Origin of the sequence: Paracoccus aestuariivivens (assembly GCF_009711225.1) — a bacterium.
Lineage (GTDB): Bacteria > Pseudomonadota > Alphaproteobacteria > Rhodobacterales > Rhodobacteraceae > Paracoccus > Paracoccus aestuariivivens.
The window spans coordinates 1-22,910 of record NZ_WMIE01000031.1 but is presented as its reverse complement, the minus strand read 5'-3'; the positions used below and the strand labels follow the sequence as shown (position 1 = coordinate 22,910).

Annotated in this window: 19 protein-coding genes; 10 read left to right on the top strand and 9 right to left on the bottom strand. The window is 59.5% G+C overall.

Annotated elements, in window-relative coordinates; translation table 11 throughout:
- Positions 1 to 170: 170 nt before the first annotated feature.
- From GL286_RS21100 to GL286_RS21090, 3 genes are all read right to left on the bottom strand, one after another.
- Positions 171 to 584 (bottom strand): hypothetical protein, encoded by a 414-nt coding sequence (locus tag GL286_RS21100; protein ID WP_155097545.1) that lies wholly within the window; start codon positions 582 to 584, stop codon positions 171 to 173.
- 712 nt (positions 585 to 1,296) lie between these two features.
- The gene (locus GL286_RS21095) at positions 1,297 to 2,064 is read right to left on the bottom strand and encodes an SDR family NAD(P)-dependent oxidoreductase (RefSeq protein ID WP_155097544.1); all 768 of its coding nucleotides are present in this window, start codon (positions 2,062 to 2,064) and stop codon (positions 1,297 to 1,299) included.
- A gap of 54 nt (positions 2,065 to 2,118) precedes the next feature.
- Positions 2,119 to 3,534 carry an amidase gene (locus GL286_RS21090; RefSeq protein WP_155097543.1) on the bottom strand — a complete coding sequence of 472 codons (1,416 nt, stop codon included), beginning with the start codon at positions 3,532 to 3,534 and terminating at the stop codon, positions 2,119 to 2,121.
- A 180-nt stretch (positions 3,535 to 3,714) separates the two neighbouring features.
- Between GL286_RS21090 and tpa the strand changes: the two genes are divergently transcribed.
- The 3 genes from tpa to GL286_RS21075 are packed head-to-tail and all read left to right on the top strand — an operon-like array spanning position 3,715 to position 7,694.
- The gene (gene tpa / locus GL286_RS21085) at positions 3,715 to 5,076 is read left to right on the top strand and encodes a hypotaurine--pyruvate aminotransferase Tpa (RefSeq protein ID WP_155097542.1); all 1,362 of its coding nucleotides are present in this window, start codon (positions 3,715 to 3,717) and stop codon (positions 5,074 to 5,076) included.
- Between the two features lie 20 nt (positions 5,077 to 5,096).
- Entirely contained in the window at positions 5,097 to 6,617 is a 1,521-nt protein-coding gene (gene pdxR, locus GL286_RS21080) for a MocR-like pyridoxine biosynthesis transcription factor PdxR (RefSeq protein WP_343038959.1), read from the top strand.
- A gap of 30 nt (positions 6,618 to 6,647) precedes the next feature.
- The gene (locus GL286_RS21075) at positions 6,648 to 7,694 is read left to right on the top strand and encodes an AbrB family transcriptional regulator (protein ID WP_155097541.1); all 1,047 of its coding nucleotides are present in this window, start codon (positions 6,648 to 6,650) and stop codon (positions 7,692 to 7,694) included.
- On the opposite strand, the gene GL286_RS21070 is transcribed toward GL286_RS21075, so the two are convergent.
- Complete coding sequence (locus GL286_RS21070) at positions 7,691 to 9,592, bottom strand: potassium transporter Kup (RefSeq protein WP_155097540.1); 1,902 nt, start codon at positions 9,590 to 9,592, stop codon at positions 7,691 to 7,693. The genes GL286_RS21075 and GL286_RS21070 overlap by 4 nt on opposite strands.
- 148 nt (positions 9,593 to 9,740) lie before the next feature.
- Between GL286_RS21070 and GL286_RS21065 the strand changes: the two genes are divergently transcribed.
- Genes GL286_RS21065 through GL286_RS21055 form a run of 3 tightly spaced genes read left to right on the top strand, consistent with a single transcriptional unit; the run spans position 9,741 to position 12,513 of the window.
- The gene (locus tag GL286_RS21065) at positions 9,741 to 11,264 is read left to right on the top strand and encodes a sensor histidine kinase (protein WP_155097539.1); all 1,524 of its coding nucleotides are present in this window, start codon (positions 9,741 to 9,743) and stop codon (positions 11,262 to 11,264) included.
- Positions 11,261 to 11,959: a response regulator gene (locus tag GL286_RS21060; RefSeq protein WP_155097538.1), complete on the top strand. Its 699-nt coding sequence runs from the start codon at positions 11,261 to 11,263 to the stop codon at positions 11,957 to 11,959. Before GL286_RS21065 ends, GL286_RS21060 begins: the two co-directional genes overlap by 4 nt.
- Complete coding sequence (locus GL286_RS21055; protein WP_155097537.1) at positions 11,956 to 12,513, top strand: HutD/Ves family protein; 558 nt, start codon at positions 11,956 to 11,958, stop codon at positions 12,511 to 12,513. Before GL286_RS21060 ends, GL286_RS21055 begins: the two co-directional genes overlap by 4 nt.
- Before the next feature lie 3 nt (positions 12,514 to 12,516).
- On the opposite strand, the gene GL286_RS21050 is transcribed toward GL286_RS21055, so the two are convergent.
- Positions 12,517 to 13,536, bottom strand: coding sequence for an LLM class flavin-dependent oxidoreductase (locus GL286_RS21050; RefSeq protein ID WP_155097536.1), 1,020 nt, complete (start codon positions 13,534 to 13,536; stop codon positions 12,517 to 12,519).
- Entirely contained in the window at positions 13,533 to 14,471 is a 939-nt protein-coding gene (locus GL286_RS21045; RefSeq protein WP_155097535.1) for a LysR family transcriptional regulator, read from the bottom strand. Before GL286_RS21045 ends, GL286_RS21050 begins: the two co-directional genes overlap by 4 nt.
- 138 nt (positions 14,472 to 14,609) lie before the next feature.
- Here GL286_RS21045 and GL286_RS21040 point away from each other — a divergent pair, with 138 nt between their 5' ends.
- Positions 14,610 to 15,554 carry a ring-cleaving dioxygenase gene (locus GL286_RS21040; RefSeq protein WP_155097534.1) on the top strand — a complete coding sequence of 315 codons (945 nt, stop codon included), beginning with the start codon at positions 14,610 to 14,612 and terminating at the stop codon, positions 15,552 to 15,554.
- A gap of 36 nt (positions 15,555 to 15,590) precedes the next feature.
- On the opposite strand, the gene GL286_RS21035 is transcribed toward GL286_RS21040, so the two are convergent.
- The gene (locus GL286_RS21035; RefSeq protein ID WP_155097533.1) at positions 15,591 to 16,289 is read right to left on the bottom strand and encodes a gamma-glutamylcyclotransferase; all 699 of its coding nucleotides are present in this window, start codon (positions 16,287 to 16,289) and stop codon (positions 15,591 to 15,593) included.
- Between the two features lie 678 nt (positions 16,290 to 16,967).
- Here GL286_RS21035 and GL286_RS21030 point away from each other — a divergent pair.
- Both GL286_RS21030 and GL286_RS21025 read left to right on the top strand, forming a co-directional pair.
- Positions 16,968 to 17,519 carry a recombinase family protein gene (locus GL286_RS21030; protein WP_155097532.1) on the top strand — a complete coding sequence of 184 codons (552 nt, stop codon included), beginning with the start codon at positions 16,968 to 16,970 and terminating at the stop codon, positions 17,517 to 17,519.
- A gap of 100 nt (positions 17,520 to 17,619) precedes the next feature.
- Complete coding sequence (locus GL286_RS21025; protein ID WP_155097531.1) at positions 17,620 to 18,963, top strand: hypothetical protein; 1,344 nt, start codon at positions 17,620 to 17,622, stop codon at positions 18,961 to 18,963.
- 353 nt (positions 18,964 to 19,316) lie between these two features.
- On the opposite strand, the gene GL286_RS21020 is transcribed toward GL286_RS21025, so the two are convergent.
- Positions 19,317 to 19,502, bottom strand: coding sequence for a hypothetical protein (locus tag GL286_RS21020; RefSeq protein WP_155097530.1), 186 nt, complete (start codon positions 19,500 to 19,502; stop codon positions 19,317 to 19,319).
- A gap of 218 nt (positions 19,503 to 19,720) precedes the next feature.
- Between GL286_RS21020 and GL286_RS21015 the strand changes: the two genes are divergently transcribed.
- Complete coding sequence (locus GL286_RS21015) at positions 19,721 to 21,457, top strand: OLD family protein (protein ID WP_155097529.1); 1,737 nt, start codon at positions 19,721 to 19,723, stop codon at positions 21,455 to 21,457.
- Between the two features lie 400 nt (positions 21,458 to 21,857).
- On the opposite strand, the gene GL286_RS22825 is transcribed toward GL286_RS21015, so the two are convergent.
- A complete protein-coding gene (locus GL286_RS22825; protein WP_155097528.1) occupies positions 21,858 to 22,853 on the bottom strand; it encodes a tyrosine-type recombinase/integrase in 996 nt (331 codons plus the stop codon).
- Positions 22,854 to 22,910: the final 57 nt, after the last annotated feature.

Genomic DNA, 22,910 nt, shown 5'->3' with positions numbered 1-22,910 from the left:
TTACGCGGTGCCATCAGGCGCCACGGTTCCCTCCTCATCGGTGAAGCGGCTTTTCCTCATGTCGTCTGCTCCTTCGCGGCGAAGCAAACTCTACATTAAACCCAGGGACCTTCCGGGGGGCAGGTCACTGAGAGTACTGCACCCGGCATCGATCTCGCCAAAACTGTGGTTCAGGTCCACGCGTCAACGTTGATGGTTTCTTCCCTCTTCGGCAACAGTTGCAGTGGAGCCGCATGATCAAATTTTTCCATTGGTTTGAGATCCCCCTCGTCAACATCGAAGCCTATGCTGGCGCAGACTCCTAGTTGCGCGAGTTCGCCGAGCCTGGCCACGATCTCTGGCCGAAACCCCCGTCCTACATCAAGCCGCATTTCGAAGTGGATGGATCGTTCAGACAGAAACTGCAGCGCGTCTCGTGAAGCCGTTACTTGTCCTTTGTGCGGGTAAAGAGTGAAGAAACGCAGGCGCTGCTGATGACACACAACGCATGTGGTCCCTGATCCGCTAACTGTCCAGGTCAGCAACGCGATCTGCGGCATCTGGGCGCATTCGGTGTCGTCACGGCGAAGGTGCGTTTTCAGCATGAAGCGCCGCAATGTCGGGCGTTTACTCGAGGCTGTTGAGTGTGCCGATTTGTCGACCGCTGCGCGAGTGGCGCTGCGCTTTGTTGGTAGGCCAGTTCTTCTAAGCCCTGCGACCGGATCGATGCGCACACGAAGGACATCTGTCGAGAGGCGGAAACAAGTGAAGCAGCGAGACGGCCGCACACTATTTCGGGCATTGACTTGATTACCGCGATGGCCTGGCGGCAACGCTGCCGGTCGCGATCGACTTTCACACGTCGTGTGATTTTTCGGCTTGGCTTGACGTGAGGTCAAACTCTGCCGAGGAACGAGACAACCAAGAGGCGGAACATGTCTCTTCTGAGCCGGTGGTGCCGACATCGGATGAGATGGTGACGTTCAGAGCGCGAAGATAGCCCTTTGATCGAGACACCGCGGTAAACTCTGTCTGGATCGGAGGTCTTGCGAAGCGGGTGCCATCGATCAAAATCATGTGCTGGCACGCCAACCTTCATCAGGGCGCGCGGCTAGCGTGTTGCTGACGGAAGCCGCATAAATGGCTTCTACCGACCGGAAGCCAAACTCCCAAGAAAACCACTCGCAACGTGGAAGCCGTCCGCAGATAGATGGTCCGGGGCCAATGGCGAGAGCGGATCGGCCCTGATCATCGGGCTCGGATCGAGCCAGCAGAATGTCGTTGTTAAGCAATACATAAACGCGTCAGCAAGCCAGCTTATGGCATATACTGCCCACCGTTCACGTCGATGATCTGGCCGGTAACGTATCCGCTCAGGGCTGCCGAGCATAAGAACAGGTATGGACCGACGCAGTCTTCGGTTGTGCCAAGCCGACCCATCGGGATTGCCGATTTGAGCGAGGCGAGCACCTCTGGCGGCGTGGTGGCGTGGAAGGGGGTGTCGATCACACCGGGGGCAACGGCGTTGACCCGGATCCCTTTGGATGCGAATTCGCGCGCCATGCCACGGGTGACGGTGTGCACATATCCTTTCGCGGCGGCGTAGAAACCTGCACCGATACCGCCTCCGTTCCTGCCCGCGATCGAGCCGGTATTGACAACCGCGGCGGCGTCAGAGGCGCTGAGCCAAGGCAATGCGGCATGTGTCACGGTGATCAGCGACCGGCAGTTCAGATCGAATACCTGATTGGCCAAATCGCGTCCGGCCTCGGCAAACGAAAGCCGGTCGCCCATCGCACCGGCATTGTTCACCAGAATGTCGATTCCACCCAAGGCCTCGGCCGCGCGCGAAACTAGAGCTTCGGCCTCGGCATCGTCACGCAAATCGGCGCCTAGCGCCACGGCAGTGCCGCCAGTGGCACGGATTTGGGTAGCAAGTTCCTCGGCGGCTTCGGCGCCGCGATGGTAATGGATCGCGACCGAGGCTCCGTGCCGGGCGAGATTCGCTGCGACTGCGTATCCGATGCCCGAGCTTGCCCCCGTGACCAATGCTTTGCGACCCGCGAAGCCAAAGACGTCAATCATGCCGGTTCCCTCAATTCCAGATTTGCTGATGACTAGGCAGGATGGCTTTCCCGCTCAAGCACTTACTTTATTTGCAGCGTAGGTATCATAGCGCGGCCAATTCGTGACGGGGCCGCGCCATTCCTCATAGGCTCGGGACAGCCGCATCACCCCGAGATCGTCGAAACGGTGTCCGACGATCTGCAGGCCGATGGGAATACCGGACGAGGTCAGACCGCAATGGATCGACGCGGCGGGTTGCTCTCCCATGTTCCAGGGTACGGTAAAGGCGATGTGTTCGAAAGGACGTGCGGGGTCATTTGTCGGCGAGGCCCAATCGGCGGGATAGCTTTGCTGGGGATTGACCGGAGAAAGGATGAAATCAAGCCCGTGCAGCGCCTCGTTCGTGGCGCGGCGCATGGCAAAGGTCTGCTCGAAACCCTCGGCTACCGCGATGGAGGAGACAGCCGCCCCCGCTTTGGCCCATTCGCGGATATAGGGCAAAATCCGGTCCTGAGCATCGGCGGACAGTTTCTGCATCTGGCCCCAGAAACGCGCCCGCCATGCGATGTCCAGCCCGTCCAGCATATCTCGGGTCAGGACCGGGCCAATCGGTAAAACGGTGGCTCCGTTCTGCTGGAATAGTGCGACCGCAGCCATGATCGCGGCGGCGACTTCGGGATCGGGGGAAATGCCGCATCCGGCATCCATCATCAGTCCAAGCCGCAAGCCTTGCACGTCGAGCGCCCTCGCATCCCAGTCAATCCGCTCGGGGGGAAGGGACGTAGCATCGCGCCAATCGGGGCGGGAAATGGTCTGCATCATCAGGGCGGCATCATCGACGGTGGGGGTCATTGGTCCGGCAACCCGACCGGTATAATAGGGGTCGATCGGGACGCGCCCCAGCGAGGGTTTGAAGCCGAAAAGGCCGGTCCAGCCTGCGGGAAGCCGCACCGAGCCGCCGATATCGGTCCCCAGATGCAACGGACCGTAACCTGCCGCTCCGGCTGCAGCCGCCCCCGAGGACGAGCCGCCCGGATTTTTCCTGATGTCCCACGGATTGCGGCTGAGGTGATGGAAGCTCGACAGGCCCGAAGACAGCATGCCGAAATCCGGACAGGTGGTTTTGGCGAAGATGATCGCACCATCCTCGCGCAGACGGGCCGCGGGGGGCGCGTCCTCGGCGGCAGGTGAGTGAGGCAGGGCTGCCGTGCCCATTGGCACATGGTCTCCGCGTGTCGCGATCAGCTCCTTGACCGTCACCGGCATTCCGTCGAGCAAACCCAAGGGTTCGTCGCGTCGGTAGCGCTGCTCCGACAATCGGGCTTCGTCCAAGGCGCGTTCGGGGCGGAACAGCCACAACGCCTGCACGGATGGTTCAGAGGCTTCGACCCGCGCGATCAAGGCGTGCGTATAGTCGACGGGGGATAACTCGCGCGAACGGAAGGCGGCAAGAATGTGTCGGGCGGGCAGGTCAAGGATCGAGGACATTGTTTCTCCTTCTGCGAGTCACCCTGCAATTGAAGCCGGTGATCCCTGCCAAGGAAAGCCGTCATCTTGTGCCGCATAATCTGGCTCTAACGGTGGGGCGGAATTGGATCTATTGCGTCGGGTCCCTCGCAGATAAGCTTCGCCTACCAATCATCCCCTTTCCTTCGACAGAGGCACAAAATGAACGACCTCAGCCCGGTCATCGCAGCGGACAAGGCCCATGTCTGGCATCACCTGAGCCAGCATAAACAATACGAAACCATTGATCCGCGCGTTTTTGTCGAAGGCAAAGGCATGCGTTTGTGGGATGCCACGGGGCGCGAGTTCCTTGACGGCGTCTCGGGCGGCGTCTGGACTGTCAACGTCGGCTATGGCCGCGAAAGCATCGCGAATGCCGTGCGCGACCAGTTGATCAAGCTGAACTATTACGCGGGCGCCGCCGGCACCGTGCCGGGCGCGCTTTTTGCCGAAAAGCTGATCACCAAGATGCCGGGGATGAGCCGCGTTTATTATTCGAACTCGGGCTCGGAAGCGAACGAGAAGGTCTACAAAATGGTGCGCCAGATCTCGGCGCGTCATTATGGCGGCAAGAAATGGAAAATCCTGTATCGCGACCGCGACTATCACGGCACGACCATCGCCACGCTGGCGACCTCGGGTCAGGACCAGCGCGCCTTGGCCTATGGTCCCTTCCCCGAGGGCTTCATCCGCGTGCCGCATTGCCTTGAGTACCGCAAGCAATGGGACGTCGAGAACTACGGTGAACGCGCCGCCGACGCGATCGAGGAAGTCATCCTGCGTGAAGGCCCCGATACCATCGGCGCCATCGTGCTGGAGCCGGTGACGGCGGGTGGCGGCGTCATCACGCCCCCCACAGGCTACTGGCAGCGCGTGCAGGAGATCTGCCGCAAATACGACATCCTTTTGCATATCGATGAGGTCGTCTGCGGTCTGGGTCGTACCGGAACGTGGTTCGGCTATCAGCATTATGGGATCGAGCCGGATTTCGTGACCATGGCCAAGGGTGTCGCATCGGGCTATGCGGCGATTTCCTGCACCGTCACCACCGAGCGGGTCTTCGACATGTTCAAGGACGCGCCCGAGGACGGGATGAGCTTCTTCCGCGACATTTCGACCTTTGGCGGCTGCACCTCGGGTCCGGCGGCGGCGCTTGAAAACATGCGCATCATCGAAGACGAGGGCCTGCTGGCCAATACCGTCGCCATGGGCGAGCGCACACTGGCGAACCTGAACGCGCTGGCCGAGAAGCATAAGGTCATCGGCGATGTGCGCGGCAAGGGCCTGTTCTGCGGTGCGGAACTGGTCGCGGACCGCGCGACCAAGGAACCGGCGGACGAGAAGAAGGTGCAGGCCGTCGTTGCCGACTGTCTGGCTCAGGGTGTCATCATCGGGGCAACCAACCGTTCGATCCCCGGTTTCAACAATACGCTGTGCCTGTCACCGGCGCTGATCTCGACCGCGGATGACATCGACACGCTGACGAATGCCATCGACGGGGCGCTGACACGCGTCTTCGGATAAGGCAGGATGGCGGCCCGAACATGCTTTTGGCCGCCATGCAGATCCCACCCGAGACTTTCCTGATCGACCGTGCCTCGGCCCAGCCGCTGCAGCTTCAACTGCGGCGGCAAATCATTCGTGCGGTTCACGAAGGTCGGCTTCGCCCCGGCGAGCGGATGCCGTCTAGTCGCGCCTTGGCCGCGCATCTGGGTCTGGGCCGGATCACGGTGACACAGGCTTACGGCGATCTGGTGGCGACCGATTACCTGATCGCACAGGGCCGGTCGGGCTACTTCGTCTCGGATCGGGTCGAGGAACTGCGTCCCGAACCTGCGCCGGACACGGGCGCGCCCCGCTTCGATTGGTCGACCTTGATCGAGGGGCGCAATCTGGCCGCTAAACGCAAGGATCGTCCGACCGATTGGCGCCGCTATCCCTATCCGTTCCTTTACGGCCAGACCGACGACAGGCTGATCGACCATGCGGCATGGCGGGACTGCGCGGTGCGCGCTCTTGGACGTCGCGATCTGGGGGCGTTGTCGGATGATCAATATGACAATGACGACCCCGAACTGGTCGATTTCATCATCCGGCATCTTTTGCCCAGACGCGGTATTCAGGCCCGTCCGGACGAGATATTGCTGACCCTAGGCGCGCAGAACGCCCTTTGGATGATCTGCGCGATCCTGCTGCGGCGGGGCGTTTCCACCGTGATCGAGGAACCGGGCTATCCCGGCCTGCACGAGATCCTGCGTACGATGGATGCGCGGGTGCTGCCCGTCCCGATCGACGCCGACGGCCTGCCGCCCGAGCGTATCCCCCATGGCGTATCGGCCGTGTTCTGCTCGCCCAGCCATCAATGCCCGACGAACCGCACCATGCCGCTTGCGCGGCGCGAGGCCTTGCTGCGGCTCGCGGACCAGCGCGGCTTTGCGGTGATCGAGGATGACTATGAATTCGAGATCTCTTTCGCCGGATCGACCTCGCCTGCGCTGAAGGCGATGGATCGCAGCGGTGCGGTCATCCATATCGGCTCGTTCTCGAAGTCGGTCTTTCCGGGGCTCAGGCTGGGCTACATCGTGGCCGATCCCGATTTCGTCGCCGAGGCGCGGGCCCTGCGCGGCATGATGCTGCGCCATCCCCCCGGCCATGTGCAGCGCACGATGGCGTATTTCCTGTCGCTCGGGCATTACGACCGGCAGGTGAAGCGGATGCGGAACAGCTATGCCGAACGCCGCCGTGTTACTTCGGAAGCCTTGTCACGCCACGGACTGGATAGTGGACAGCCGGCGGGGGCAGGGGGATCGAGCTTCTGGTTGCAGACTCCGGCTGGACTGGACAGCGACGTGCTGGCCCGTGCCCTGAAACCCGAGGGTGTGCTGATCGAACCCGGACGGCCCTTCTTCCATGATGGATCGGACGGGACGGGCCACTACCGGCTGGCCTATTCCTCGATCGCGGCGCGTGACATCGAAGAAGGCGTGCGGCGCATCGCGCAGACCTGCGAAAGGCTGGCGGGTCAGGATGGCACATCGCGCATGAATCGGCAGCCGCAGGTTTGACTTCGCCGTAAGTCCGCAGGACAAAGCGGCATGATTTCGCTGTCACCTTTCCGGACATTCCTTGGACATCGCCTGCTGACCTTTGCGATTGCGGCAATCGGTGGTGCGTTGTTTCTGTTCCTGCATTTGCCGCTGCCGCTTCTACTGGGGCCGATGCTGGCTTGCCTGATCGCGGCATTGGCGGGTGCGCCCATGGCAGATGCGGGACGGCTGGGTATCCTGATGCGCACGATCCTTGGGGTGGCAGTCGGGTCGTCGATCACGCCCGAAGTCCTTGCGGGACTACCCGACATCGCGGCGTCGTTATCCGTCGTGCCGGTTTTTATCGGAGCGATAGCCCTGATCGGCTATCCTCTGCTGCGGCGGGGCTTCGGCTTCGACCATGCTACGGCATGGTACGGTGCCATGCCCGGCGGCCTTCAGGATATGCTGGTTTTTGGCGAAGAGGCGGGCGGAGACGTCCGCGCCCTGTCGCTGATCCACGCGACGCGGGTTCTGGTCATCGTCACCGTCGCGCCGCTTTTGATGTCGATCTATTGGTCGGTCGATCTGGCACAGCCACCGGGTCAGCCGTTCAGCGCCGTCGCCCCGCTTGAGATCGGACTGATGGCTCTTTGTGGCCTACTAGGATGGAAACTGGCCGAGCGGGTGAACCTGTTCGGGGCTTCGATCCTTGGCCCGATGGTCCTGACCATGGCGGTGTCGCTTTCGGGGCTGATCCAGCATCGCCCGCCCGCCGAGATGATTCAGGCGGCGCAGTTCTTCATCGGCATTGCGGTCGGGTCGAAATATGCCGGGATCACATGGCGCGAGTTGCGGCTTCATGTGACGGCGGGGCTGGTCTACTCGCTTATCCTTGCGATCATCAGCCTTGGCTTCATCGAGATCATCGTGCAGCTTTCCCTTGCGCCGGGACTGGATGCCTTTCTTGCCTTCCTGCCCGGCGGTCAGGCCGAGATGATCGTCATCGCAATCATCGCGGGCGCCGATCTGGCCTATGTCGTCAGTCATCACCTGTTGCGGGTGGTGATCGTGATCGTTCTGGCCCCTGTCGTCGCCCGCCTGTTCAGGCGCTAGATGTTCATCTGCGTGCCGATTTCGACCACTCTGCCAGCGGGGATGCGGAAGTAGTCCGATGCTCCGGCGGCATTCCTCGCCAAGGCGATGAACAGCTTCCCTTGCCAGCTTGGCACGCGACTGCGGGTCGAAAGCCGGATGCGGCGGCGCGACAGGATGAACGAGGTCGCCATGATGTCGAATTTCCAGCCCTGACGGCGGCATTGCAGCAACGCGCGCGGCACATCGGGCTCTTCGGCATAGCCGTAGCGCAGCTTGATGCGGCGGAAGCGGTCGTTGATCTCCTCGATCTGGACGCGCTCCGAGGTCGGGATGCGGGGGATGTCCTCGGTGACGATGGTCAAGATGACGTTCTGTTCGTGCAGCGCCTTGAAGTGCTTGAGGCTATGCAGCAGCGCCGCCGGCGCAAGATCGGGGGTCGAGGTCAGGAATACCGCAGTACCCGATACGGTCGCGATGGATTCCGACTTGTCGATCTGGCCCAGCAGAACATCCAGCGGCAATTCCGCCTCGCGGTCCTTGCTAAGCACGATGGTGTTCCCGCGCATCCAGCTTGCCATGATGACGAACATGACCGCAGCGATCCCAAGGGGAACGTAACCGCCATCGCCGATTTTCATCAGGTTCGCGCCAAGGAATGTCAGGTCGAGCAGCAGCAGGGGCAGCATCATCCCGACCGCCAGCCACAAAGGCATTTTCCAGTGCTTGTGGGCCACGATCATCGCAAGCGTCGCCGTGACCACCATCGTGCCGGTGACGCTGATCCCGTAGGCCGAAGCAAGGCTCGAAGACGAACCGAAAATCACCACAAGCGCCAGCACGCCGAACATCAGCCAGCGGTTGACGGCGGGCAGGTAGATCTGGCCCTGATGCTCGTCCGAGGTGTGGCGGATCTTCATGCGCGGCATCATGCGTAGCTGCACGGCTTGCTGGGTCAGCGAGAACGCCCCCGTGATCACGGCCTGACTGGCGATGATCGTTGCCATCGTGGCCAGCACGACGACGGGAAGCAGCGCCCATGACGGGAAAAGGTGATAGAACGGGTTCGCCATCGCCTCGGGGTTCGACAGGACCAGCGCGCCCTGACCGAAATAGGTCAGCAGCAGCGCGGGGAAGGCGACGAAAAGCCATGCGACCTGAATCGGCTTGCGGCCGAAATGGCCCATGTCGGCGTAAAGCGCCTCGGCACCGGTGACCGCCAGAAACACCGCGCCCAGAACGATCAGTCCCAGCTGCCCGTTGGTGGCGACAAAGCGGATGGCGTGGATCGGGTTGACGGCGGCCAGAACCTCGGGGTCTTTCAGCATCCAGTGAACGCCGCCCGCCGCCATGACCAGAAACCAGACCAGCGTGATCGGACCGAAGAAGCGGGCAACGGCCTCGGTTCCGCGGTTCTGCACCAAAAACAGGCCAATGATGATGACGATGGCGATGGGTTCGATAAAAGGATCGACGCCATCGGTGACCAGTTTCAGCCCCTCGATCGCAGATAGTACCGAGATTGCGGGGGTAATTGCCGCGTCACCGAAGAACAATGCCGCCCCGATCAGTCCAAGCGTCAGGACGACGCGGTTCGATCTGCCCATGGCGCGCTGCGCCAAGGCCAGCAGCGACAATGTGCCACCTTCGCCTTCGTTATCGGCGTGGAGCAGGATGATGACGTATTTCAGCGTGACGATCAGGATCAGCGCCCAGACGATCAGGGACAACACCCCCAGAACGTCGGCACGGTTGACCCCACCATGGCTTGCACCTGCGGCCAGCATCGCCTCGCGGAAGGCATAAAGGGGAGAGGTTCCGATGTCCCCGTAGACGACGCCGATTGCCGCGAGAGACAGCGACATCAGGCCCGCGCGTCGCGGTTCAACATCCGAAAAATGAGTATCCAGACTGGCCATTCCAAAATTCCTGATCGCGGAGTGATTCTCCGCAGACCAGCCACAATGCCGCAGAGCAGCATAAAGGTTCGACGGGGAATTCGGTCTTCACCGTAAGGAAATCATAAAGACGGTGGACAACATGGCGGGCTTGTCGCCAGATCAAATCATGGAAGATGTTGAAACCCCTCGTTTGAATGATGATCGCCGCTGGATGACCGCCCCCAGTCTGGGCGGGTTCGTCGGCGCGTCGGTCATCCTGTTGATCGTCGCTGCCGTGGTCGGTTCGTCCCGGCATGTCTTGCCGGAATCAATCGCGATCCTTCTGTTTTTGATGGCTGTTCTGGTCAGTGCCGCCGCTTTCGGCTTTTGGGTCGGGATCGCCAGCGCCTTTGGCGCGCTTGCCGGCTTCAACTTCATGTTTGTCGAGCCGCATTTCACCCTGCATATCGGTGAGCCGCAGGATGTCATCAAACTGCTGGTGTTCCTGCTGGCCGCTGCGATCACCGGACTTATTTCGGGCCGGATGCGCGAGCAGGTCGATGCCGCCGAAAGCCGCGCCGCAGCCCTTGAGGTCCTGTCGCAAGTCTCGACCGAGCTGGCCCATGCCACCACCCAGTCCGAGATCGCCAAGGTCGCGGTCCGGCATTTGCACGCGCTGGCCCACGGTCCTGCCATTGCCTTGGGTCCGGTTAATGGGCAGATGGGGATGCTGGCCTCGGCCCCCGAGGGTTATCTTCCCGATGCCAGTGAACTCGAGGCGGCAGATATGGCCTATCGGCGCGGTCGCCCCGAATTCGCTTCGGCCCAAGGCTGGAGCGGCTCGCGTCTGACCTTCTATCCGCTGCAAAGCGACAATGGTAAGGGCCATGGTCCCGTGCTGGGCCATGCCCGTATCGCGCCGGATCGCCGCGATCACGGCTGGAGGGAACAAGCGATCGAGATCGTGTTGCGGCAATCAGGACAGGCTTTGCAGCGCCTGAGCCTGACCGAAGCCGCCGAAAGCGAGCGCCGCCGCGCCACCAGCGAGCAGATGCGCGCGGCTTTGCTGGCCTCGCTATCACATGATCTTCGCACGCCTCTGGCGACAATCCTTGGATCGGTCACGACGCTGCGGGAACTGGGCGGGACGCTGCCGCCCGAAGCCCAAACCGACCTGCTGGCCGCAATCGAAGAAGAAACGCAGCGCCTTGGCCGCTATGTCGAAAAGCTTTTGCAACTGACCCGCCTTCAATCGGGCATGGATCTGCATCTGACATGGGTCGATGCTGCCGACGCCGCTCAGGCAGCGGCCAATCGGGCACGGCGGGCATGGCCGAATGCGCGGATCGAAACGGGTTTTCCGATCCTGCCCATGGTCCGTGCCGAGCCGGGTTTGCTGGAGCAGGCCGTGTTCAACCTGATCGAGAACGCGGTGAAATATGCGCCCGGAGTTATCCGCGTCAGTGGCGAACTGTCGGATGGTATGCTGGTCCTCTCGGTTGCGGATCGGGGGCGCGGCCTGCCTCGGGCGATAGCCGAATGGCTGGCGAGCGATGATATGACCGGCGCGCCGCAGGGCTCGGGTCTGGGCTTGCGGATCAGCAAGGGCATTGCCCGCGCCCTTGATGGCACGCTTGCCGCGCGTCACGGCGAACATGGCGGTGCGGTTCTGGAAATCCGTTTGCCCGTGCCTGCGGAGCATGGCGCTTGAGCGTTCGGCACAAGATCCTGATCGTCGATGACGAACCGCAGATCCAGCGTTTTCTGGGCCATGCCCTGAATGCGGCGGGATATGACACGACCTTGGCCGATAATGGCCACGAAGCCTTGGCCCGTATCGCCGCACAAGAGCCGGATCTGGTGATCCTTGATCTGGGACTGCCCGATATGAACGGCAAAGAGGTGCTGGAGCGTCTGCGGCTGCGCTCGGATTTGCCGGTCATCGTGCTTTCCGCCCATGATCAGGAGATGGAAAAGATCATGGCGCTGGATCTGGGGGCCGATGATTTCGTCGCCAAGCCCTTTGGTATCGGCGAATTGCTGGCCCGTTTGCGCGTCAGTCTGCGTCCGCGCCGCGCCGCTAAGGTCGATATGATCCGACAGGACGGGCTGGTGATCGACCTTGACGGCCATCACGTCAGCCGCGACGGTGAGCAGCTTCGACTGACCCCCAAGGAATTCGACCTGTTGGCCGCGCTGGCCTCGAATGCCGGTCGGGTGATGACGCACCGCAAATTGCTCGAGCAGGTCTGGGGGCCGGCCCATGTCGAGGACGTGCCCTATCTGCGCGTCTTTATCGGCCAGATCCGGCAAAAGCTGGAAACCGACCCGACGCGGCCGACGCTTATCCTGACCGAGCCGGGAATCGGCTATCGTTGGTCCCAACCCGAAAGCGCACAGCAATGACAATCCGGATTTTGCGGGCTGCGGATCATCGCCGTAAGCCGTGGAAGAATGGTCGCGGCGAAACTGTCGAGGTCGCGGTTTATCCGCAGGGCGCGGGCCTGCATGATTTCGGTTGGCGCGTCAGCATGGCTGGCGTGGTCGAGGACGGCGCGTTCTCGATCTTCAGCGGTGTCGACCGGACCTTGGCCGTTCTGACCGGCAATGGCATCGAGTTGCAAATAAAAGGCATGGCATCTGAACTGTTGACTCCGGACAGTCACCCGCTGTCCTTTCCGGCTGACGTGGCCTGTTCGGCACGGCTCGGCAACGGACCGATCTCGGATCTGAACATCATGACGCGGCGGGGCCTTTATCGGCATCGTCTGGACCGGAACACAGTCACGAGCGGAAGCGATTTTCGCCTGATCCTTGCAACCGGTGCTGTTACGGTTGCGCTTGGCGGTACGGCCTACCGGCTGGATGCATTGGACGCGATCTATTGCGACGGGCCCGAGGCTTCGCTTCCTCTCGGGCCCATCGCTGGGGTCTGGTTGATCGAGATCGACCGGATCTAGGGCCTAGCGCCAGTCCAACGCGGGCGCGACATGCTTCAGGATGCTTTCGAGCACATGGGTATTATAGTCCACGCCAAGCTGGTTCGGGATGGTCAGAAGCAGGGTGTCGGCCTCGGCGATGCCTTCGTCGCCACGCAATTCTTCGATCAGGCGGTCGGGCTCCGCCGCATAACCGCGACCGAAGATCGAACGGGTCTGGTCGATAAATCCGATCTGGTCGCTTTCCTTGCCGCCGCGTCCGAAATACATCCGGTCACGGTCATCCATCAGGGGAAAGATCGAGCGGCTGACCGAAATGCGTGGCGCATGTTCGTGTCCGACTTCGGCCCAGGTCTCGCGATAGGCGCGGATCTGTTCGGCCTGCTGGATGTGGAACGGCTTGCCGTTCTCGTCGTCCTTCAACGTCGAGCTTTGCAGGTTCATCCCCAGCGTTGCCGCCCATTTCGCCGTCGCGACCGATGCGGCGCCCCACCAGATGCGGTTGCGCAATCCTGCGGAATAGGGCTCTAGCCGCAGCAGACCCGGAGGATTCGGGAACATCGGGCGCGGGCTGGGCTCGGCAAAGCTATGGCCCTGAATGACGTTCAGGAACACCTCGGCGTGGCGACGGGCCATGTCGGCGTCGGTTTCGCCATCGGCGGGATGATAGCCGAAATGCCGCCAGCCATCGATGACTTGCTCGGGTGAGCCGCGGCTAATCCCCAGTTGCAGTCGCCCCTGCGAGATCAGGTCCGCTGCACCTGCATCCTCGGCCATGTAAAGCGGGTTCTCGTAGCGCATGTCGATGACGGCCGTACCGATCTCGATCGTCTTGGTGCGCGCGCCGACAGCGGCCAGCAACGGAAAGGGCGAACCAAGCTGCCGCGCGAAATGGTGGACGCGGAAATAGGCGCCATCCGCACCCAGTTCTTCGGCGGCGACGGCGAGGTCGATGGATTGCAGCAGCACATCCTGCGCGCTGCGCGCCAGAGAACCACGGTCGGGCGACCAATGGCCAAAGGACAGGAAACCGATCTTCTTCATGATACCCTCGGGGCTTCGGTGGTGGCACGTCGCCACGGTGGTTCTTTCAACTCGGTCGCGACATGGTCGATGAAGCGCCGCAACTTGGCGGGCATCGGATTGACGGGGGGCCAGACCGCCACGATCGGCATCGGGCGGGTCGCATGATTGGACAGGACACGCTGCAAACGGCCATCCTCCAGCGCCGCCGAGACGATGAAGCCCGGCAGGATCGCCAATCCCAGCCCGGCGACTGCCATGTCGCGGATCGCCTCGCCATTGTTCAGCGACAGCCGCCCCTCGACCAAAGGCGAGACAAAGCGGTCGCGGTCCTGAAACTGCCAAAGCTGGCTGTTCGGGATATGGCTGTAGCCGATGACCTGATGATCGCGCAGGTCGGTCAGTTCGACGGGACTTCCGCGCTGGTTCAGGTATGCGGGGCTGGCGCAGGCGATGCTTTCATCCTCGCACAGTTTGCGCTGCATCAGCGCCTTGTCGCGCGACTTGCCGATGCGGATGCCGATATCGAATCCCTCTCGCGCCAGATCACGGGCGCGGTCGTCGTAATCGACGGTGATCGCCAGTTCGGGGTTCCGCGCGGCGAAACCAGCGATGATCGGCCCCAGATGCAGAATGCCGAAGCTCATCGGGGCCGAGATCGACAGGCTGCCGCGCAGGGGGGCGACTCCGTCCATATCCCATGCGGTGCTTTCCGCCGCCGCGACCAGCTCGTTCAGGGCAGGCCGCAGCCGCTCGGCCAGACGCAGCGCGGCTTCGGTCGGGGTGATACGGCCCGCATTGCGCCGGAACAGTGCCGCGCCCAGCGTGGCCTCAAGATCGGTGATGCGTTTGCTGACCACGGATTTCGATAGGTTCATCCGTGCCGCAGCCGCGGTGACGGTGCCCAGCTCCATCACGGTCAGGAAGGTTTCGAGGTCGTTCAGATCATAGCGCATGCGTCAGACGATAGGCGAGAGCCGCGCCCGCGCAAAGCCCAAGCTGTTCGGCAGGACCGAACACAAGGTTCGCAACTGGACGAGTAGCGCAAACGCGGCAACCGACCGATATTCGATGCAACAGAAAGGAGGCCCATCATGGAGCTCACCGGAATTCACCACTTGACCGCCATCACCGCCCAGGCACGTCAGAACAAGCAGTTTTATACCGACGACCTGGGGCTTCGGCTGGTCAAGAAGACCGTTAACCAGGATGACACCAGCGCCTATCACCTGTTCTACGCCGATGGACTGGCATCGCCCGGAAGCGATCTGACCTTCTTCGACTGGCCTGCCGCACCGGAACGCCGCGGAACCCATTCGATCAGCCGCACCGGTTTGCGGGTCGGCAAGGACAGCTTCGATTACTGGGCGGCGCGCTTGTCGGATCGAGGGCTGACCGATGGCGGCATTGCGACACTCGATGGCCGCCCCAGCCTTGATTTCGAAGATCCCGAGGGCCAGCGCTTCCGTCTGGTCGAGGACAGCGCGGGTGCCGTCGCCAACGCTTGGGCAAAAAGCCCTGTCCCTGCGCAGCACCAGATCAACGGGCTTGGCCCGATCACGATCTCGGTGCCTGAACTGGCCCCGACCGAGATTGTCCTGACCCATGTGATGAACATGCGTAAGGTGCGTGAATATGCCAGCCCCGACGGGCATGGCAGTGTCCATGTCTTCGAAATGGGCGCGGGCGGTCCCTCGGCCGAGCTGCATGTCGCGGTCCAGCCCGATCTGCCAGTTGCACGACAAGGTGCCGGAGCGGTCCATCACGTCGCGTTCCGTGTGCCGAACAAGCCCGCGATCCACGAATGGGCGAAGCGTTTGAACGAATTTCGCATTCCCAGTTCGGGCGAAGTCGAGCGCTATTACTTCCGCTCGCTCTATTTCCGCGAACCGGGTGGCAACCTGTTCGAACTGGCCTCGGACGATCCGGGTTTCGCGGTGGACGAGCCGCTTGAAACGCTTGGCGAAACCCTGTCGCTGCCGCCGTTCCTTGAGGGGCGTCGCGAGCAAATCGAGGCGGGGTTGAAGTCGCTCGATTGACAAAACCAAGGCCGCCGAAGCTTTCGGCGGCCTTTTCTACTCTGCAGCTTCGCCCTGTCGGGGATCGTGCAGGTCCTCGATTTCCTTTGCGACCAATTCCTGAAGCTTCCACAGATTGCGGTCGCGAATGCCGAATTCGTTCAGATGCAGGACGGTGTTGAACAGATACTCGGCGCAAGAGCCGGCCGGGCCACAGGCGCGGGCAAGGACATGGGCAACTTCCTTGAGCGGTAGTTTGCTTTGGATGCGTTCTCCGGTTGGACCAGCCCAGAATACCAGCGCCCGGATCCGGCCTTGCTCGGTCTGGACCGGTATCCAGCGCACCATGCCCACATTCTCGCGGAAGCGGATCTCGCGGTTGATCATGCGACGGATCTGCGCCAGCCGGTCGCCCTCGCGCACACGGTAGATCACACCATCGCAGCGTCCGCCGCGTTCAAGTGCCATCATCAGGCCCAACTGTTGTGGCGATCCGCGCCAGCGGTTCATCTTGAGACAGAACGAGCGGTGCCAGCCATAGGCCGTGGCCCGACAATGATCGACCGCGTCGAAATCCGGTTTCCAGATGAGCGACCCGTAGGCAAAGACCCAAAGCGGTTCGTCGCCCAGATCCGCGTGGTAATGTCGTGCCAAGCTGTCGACGCCGTCCTCACCCAAGGGCACCCAACCCGGCTCTGGCCCGAGGTCCGGCTCATCTCGCAACGTCAACGCGACGTGATCCGCTGTCAGGGCCATCTGATATGTTTGACGGGGTATGACGGCCAAGAAGAGCCCCCTATGATTGGTGCCTGCCTCAAGGGAAAGCCAATCTAGCGGCTGACGCAACCCGTAAATGCCCCCGCGATCCGGCTACCGTTGATATCGGTAGGCCATGGAGCAAGTGTCAGGGCAGGTTCCCGATCGAGATCCGAAGGTGACTGTTTGGGCGAGAAAGATGGCGGAGACGAAGTGACTCAAGACGTTGCGATTTTTCAATAAAATATCACAAAAACAATATGTTACAAGATTTCGAATTGAGCAGATACGCCTAGGTGTGTGATTTTGTGTAACCTCCAGGAAAGGGGACGGCATAAAGCGTTGTAACGGTTAATGAATAGGTAAAGAGCATCGATTAAATGCAGATCGGCACCCCAAAAACAACAATAACAACAGCAATTATAACCCCCGATTTTTGAAGTCGGTTTCGGTGATCCATCCCCACCCTTTGGGACCCCTATTCGTTTTTGGGCGGGGGCCTTCCAAGCCTACCTCAGCGGGCTTTCTTGCTTCCGAAACATCACCACACCTGCCAATAGGTCCTGCCCTTGAGGCACTGTCGAAATTGGACAGTTTGTGGTGTCTATGGAGTGGGTCTTGGCTTTTGGCAGTCGACCGCTGCGCACCTCTTAAATCCTATTGGCAGGAGCAACGGAAATGACCGCAATCGTCGGCTATGCCCGCACAAGTACTTTGGACCAAGTGGCAGGCTTTGAGGCCCAACTGAGGGAACTGACTCAGGCAGGATGCAATAAGCTCTTCCAAGAGCAGGTGAGTTCGGTGGGCAAGCGTCAGCAGCTTGAGACCTGCTTGGACTATCTCAGGGAAGGTGACACGCTGATCGTCACCAAGCTCGACCGTTTGGCCCGCAATGTCGGCCACCTGGGGCAACTCGTAGCCAGGCTCAAGGAGAAAGGCGTCAGCCTCCGTATCCTGGATCTTGGCCTGGATACCAGCTCCCCGACGGGAGAACTGATCCTGAATATGATGGGGGCTGTCGCTCAGTTTGAACGGCAGATGATGTTGGAGCGGCAACGGGAAGGCATCGCCAGGGCCAAGGTTGATGGCAAGTACAAAGGTAGAGCCCCAACGGCCATGAGACAGGCTCAGAGAGTCAAAGATCTCGCCGCTGAGGGCCTTCGCCGTTCAGAGATAGCCCAGCACCTAGGTCTGTCTGAAAGATCTGTCTACAGGGCTCTCAGGGGCTGACAGACGACGCCCCTTTTATAAGACCTTTCGGGGCGCTAGCTTCGAGTAGACCTTTGGTCTTCCCAAGTAGCGCCCTGATTCAACACCGATAAAGTTCACCATGTTCGATTCTTACCTGACCACTGAAGCTGCCAAACATCACCTGGATGCGGCTCGGAAGGCGACCTTGCAGCATGTGGCGATCAGCGAAGAGGCCGCTGCTCTGCGCGACGCATTGCTCCCGGAACTCAGAGAAGCCAGGGGACGGGCTGAAGGGGCAAGAAGCCGGAAACCCCAGGCCAAGGAACTCGTGGCTCAGGAGCAGACCCTGGATGCCATTCTGGCTGATCTGATCCTTGCCTCCGCTAATGCCGAGGCCTTGGGCTATTGTTACCGGAGCTCGAACCGGGAGGCTTTCACCTCGGAACGAACCAAGGCCACCTCTCGGATCTATGATTGGCAGCTGAAGGCGATGGTTGATCTGGGCCTCGCAGACATTCGGAAAGGTCGGGCTTGGATCGAAGCATGGGATGATGGTGTTGCCGTGTTAAACCCCAAGGCTAGCAGGATCAGAGCGACGCCAAGACTCCTAGAGCTTGCCCTGAGTCATGGAATCACCACTCAGAGCCTTTACAGCCATTACGTTAAAGACCGGGGGGTGTTGAACTCCCCAGTTGTGTTGATGCCGGAGAAACAATCTGGAGGAAAGCCCAAGCCGCTTCCCTTGCCTAAGAACAGCAAGGTTAGTGAGCTCGTTGATGAGGTGGAGCGGATCAATTCCATCTATGCGCGCCACACCTTCAGCGACATTCCGTTCCCGGAGGTTCGGAGGGTCTTCAACCTTGCAGATACCGAGACCTTCAACTTTAATAAGGGAGGTCGGCTTTACGGCGATTTCCAGAGCGTCAAGCGAGAGCAACGCAAGCAGATACTTATAGATGGCCTTCCTGTTGTTGAGTTGGACATCAAGGCATCACAGCTGACCATCCTTCACCACATCACCAAAACCAGATTGCCGGAAGGGGATTTGTATCAGGTGGAGGGGTTGCCCCGCCCAGTGGTCAAAGCCGCAGTGACAGCAATGATCGGACAGGGAAAGACGGAGCTTGTGAGGTGGCCCAAAGGGGCCAGGGAGAGCCTGATCTCTGAGTTGGGCCTAGGAGACCTCCCAAAAGCGATCAGCACACGATACCCCATCAACACCATCACCAAACAGATCGCTGGCAAAGTTCCTGCTCTGAGGCGATTGGTTCCTGGGACCCTTGACTGGGCGGATCTCCAATACACCGAAAGCCAAGTCCTGATCCAAGCCATCCTCGCCCTCGGAGAAAGCCACAACATCCCGGCTCTGCCCTTGCATGATGGTATTCTGATCCCTGCCAAGGATGTCGAAGCTGGCCGTAACTGCTTAGCGGAAGCTTTTAGCCAGGTGGTGGGAGGCTCAGCCATCATCGAGACCAAGTAACATACACCATCAACAAGGAACCCTATGGCTATACTCTCTTAGATTATGGTGGTGATGGGGGTGGGACCATAAGAGCACCTAGGGATAGGTTAGGTACTCTGTGAGCATAACCATGAACGCTAATGTCGTGGCGGAGCGTTGATTGCTGTTTTAGATCAATCCAAAAGAGCGGAAGTTGGGGAAGCAGCCATGGGCATGCCGGGGCTTAGAGTGTCAGCAATGCGGACATTTCTGTCTTTCGCGGGTGCAGCACACAGATCAGATCTGTCGCTCCGAAACGTACCTCACGGGGCGGAGAGCTACCGGACGGCACTGCAGTATCGTAAAGCCGCAGGGGGGAAAGCGGGCATTCGTCAAGTGTGCTTGGGCACCATCCCTTCGAGCGCGAAAGCCCATTCAGCGACATTCGGACCAGCGGCGGCACGACCCGAGTTATGCAGGTGCAGCGGAAGGTCGGCCCAGAGCCGCCGCTCGACCTCCTCGGGAGCTGCGTCCGCTTCGAGCCTCCATTTCAGCCATGAGTTCCAAGTTAATGTCATCCCGAAAGCGATTGTAACATCAACGAAGCCCCTTAGGGGCCTACCGTCCACTCGATTAACTGCCCAACCACGACATTCGCCCTTTGATAATGCAAAGTTGCCGCAAATGAGAAGCTTGCAACGGCCTGCTCCAGGCAACACATCTGTCGCTTGCTGAAGCCTGGAAGTTCGCCTTAAAGTCGAACCATTACAATGGCTGGCGATTCGTAAGGTGAGATATGAATATCTCGAAAATTAACATCGAAAATATTCGCGGTTTTGAAAATGTGAGCTTGACGGTTAATCTTCGCCCAAATGTCACTAACATCCTTGTTGCCCCGAATGGCTTTGGCAAGAGCAGCATATCTACGGCTTTCAACTGCGCTAGAGGCAGCAAGCTCAACGTTGACGAAAAAGACAAGCACAGAAAAAGAGATGCGGCAGTATCACGTCTTTCCATTGAGTACGACGGAAATACCCTGCACGCGGATTCAGGCCTGAATGAAATATCAGGCAGATTCGACATTCATGTAATTAGGTCGAACATTGAACCAAAAGCTAAACTGCCAAAGATAAATGGCTTCACAGTTGCGAAGCCGTACTTAGAGATTCCGTCGCTTGACCTCGGGCCGGCACTTGATAAAGAGAAAATAAATTTTGACATAAATAAGTACAAGCCGTTATTCGGGGGTAACTCCAAAGTTGTCCCCAATCTATCTGCCCGTTGCGACGACGAACTTCTCAGAAGTGAGTTGCTTAGCGTGATCGACTCTATCGACAAGCTTCAGCAAAAAAAATCGTCTGACTTTTTCGGAGAAGTTATCCAGACGGTAAAGGGTCTAGGCGGAACAAAAGCATCAATTAGCGACAATGTCGCGGGCAAATACGCTCGGAAAGTTGACGAATTGCCGCATCTCAAGGCCGTTTTTGATGTGGTGATGAAACACGGGCAAGGGCAGAACACTTGGCTTGATTGCGCCATGATCTGCTACATCCTGATGGACTTGAGCAGATCTGACAGGCCGAACCTGAAGAAATGGTTGCAATACGCCGCTTATTCCAAACGATTGCAATCGTTGAAAGATTTCATCGGAGACATCAATGGAGCTTGGGTAACTGCTGAAATTAAAGAAACCAAAGGTCGCGTCCTAGTCAATTTTCCCGACGCCTCGTCGCTCTCAAACGGGCAGCGCGATCTTCTGTACTTCGGTTGCAATTTGCTACGAACGCGGGAGACAACTAACACGAAGCCATGCATTCTGTTGATCGATGAAGTCTTCGATTATCTTGATGATGCGAACATCGTTGTTGCTCAATATTTTTTGAGCAAGTTAATCGATACTTATCGGAAAGAGGGGAGGCAAATTTACATTTGTCTCTTAACCCACTTAGACCCACTGTATTTCAAAGGCTACGCGCTTAAGCGCCAGCAGACCGTATACCTCGGAGACACAACGCAGAAAATTAGTGAAACTATGCGGAAGGTAATTGCGCACCGAGACGATGCGTGTTGGGCAGCAGACCTGTCACGACACTTCCTTCATTACCACCCGATCGACCGTGATATCTCAGAGATATTCAACACTACTTACGGGCTGCCGAAGAAGCACGGTAAAAGTCATGGCTTCTACGATTTTTTGAAAGAAGAGTGGGACAAGTGTCTTGCTGGCGGTGGAAGCTACGATCCTTTCGCAGTATGTGCCTACGTCCGAGTGCAGATCGAACAGTGTACTTACTCTAAAATCCAGACTCAGCCGGAGCGAGAGAAGTTTCTGCTCGAGTGTAATGGCACTGCAAACAAACTTGAGTTCGCCGAGTCCATGGGTATCCCTGTCCCGGAAGCATGCCTTCTGCTAGGAGTGGTTTACAACGACGCCCTTCATCGAAAGGGCGCAATTGATCAGTCTTCTACCATCGCTCTTAAACTCAGAAATTTAGGGCTTCAGAGTATGATGAAGCAAGCGATCAACTGGTAGAACTGGACAAGGATGATGCAGACAGCGCTGCTACAGCCAACTGACGAAATCAGCTTGGCTGTTCTCCGCTCCTGTGGCGTTCAAACTCAAAGTTAACTGTCCGCTGTCGGCACCAAACCGGACATACGTCCATGCCGCAGCGAATGACCACCTTCGCCCTGCGGGTCGCTCATGTCGCAAGTGCGAGCATTCACGTGCTGCGGGCGCCAACGGCAGGTTTGTCCCAGCTGGACCCTCCGTGGCAGCTAACTGCAGCAAAGACGGATGTCCGGTTTGAGGGGAAATTGACTGAGGGCCAGCAGGCAGCGGGATGGGTGGGTGAGGTATGCACCCTTCGCTGCGCTTGCAAATCGCGGGCCATGCCGCGCACTGCGCGACCGTCAGCGAAGGGCTCAAACGGTCACTTGGAAGCCGCAAGGACAATCCTGCCTAGGTGCTGCTGAAGCACCTCAAGGCTGTGCCCCTTGCCGTACCCATCTCCGACGCTTTGCCTAGCCCAGCCACCTATCGCATCAGCCACGTCAATTGGGGACCCTGCATCCCTCAGGCGGTCCCTGACGGCATGACGGAAGCTGTGCAGGGTCTGTCCCTCGCCAACTAACCCCTGCTCCTTGAGCCACTTGTTGAGAGCTGCTGAGGCAGATGCTGCATTGATTGGATTTGAGGGGTGTTTCGGAGCAAAGACCGGAAACAGTAACTCGCCCTCAGTGCTGATGGCCTGTTGAGCCGCCCACAAAGCCTCACCGACGAGGGGAACCTTTCGGGTTGATGCAATGGTCTTCAGCCGTCTGCCCTCATGGGCTTTGATGATGATATGTGGAACGGCGGCATCCAACACGACATCACATTTGCGAAGCCCAATCACCTCAGCCAGCCGTGCTCCGCTGTCAGTCATCATCGCAATTGCCCAGCGTCTTTGGTCATTCACTTCCCGGCATTTTGTCTGGATCGCGATGAGTTCGCTGCTGCTGAACGATTCTCGGGGCTTTCTTTGTCCCTCATCCTTGTTGGGGATGACGACGCCCAAGAAGGGGTTGGTGATAGGTAGCTCAAACTCTCGAATGGCAGTGGTGATGACGGGGCTGATCTGCTTCAGGTAGCGTTCAACCGTCGCTGGGCCATTGCCATTGGGTCCCTTGCCTTGGCTGATCACCTTCTTCACGAACTGGTTGGCGTGCTCTCGCCTCAACTGATCCAGCGGGATGTCTCCGGTAATACCCATGAGGATGCCCCAGGCTCGCTCGAACTGCTGGATCTGTTTGGGCTCCTTGGAGAGTTTACCCAGTTCGATATGCTTGTCCTTGGCATCGCTGAGGGTTCGAGGAATGAACCGCCCCGGGTTTACCGGAGAGTAAAACACTCGAAGGATGAGCCCTATGACGAAGCAGAAATTCACCCCCGCCTATCCTGCCGAACTTCGCGAACGCGGTGTCCGGCTTTTCCGAGAGAACCG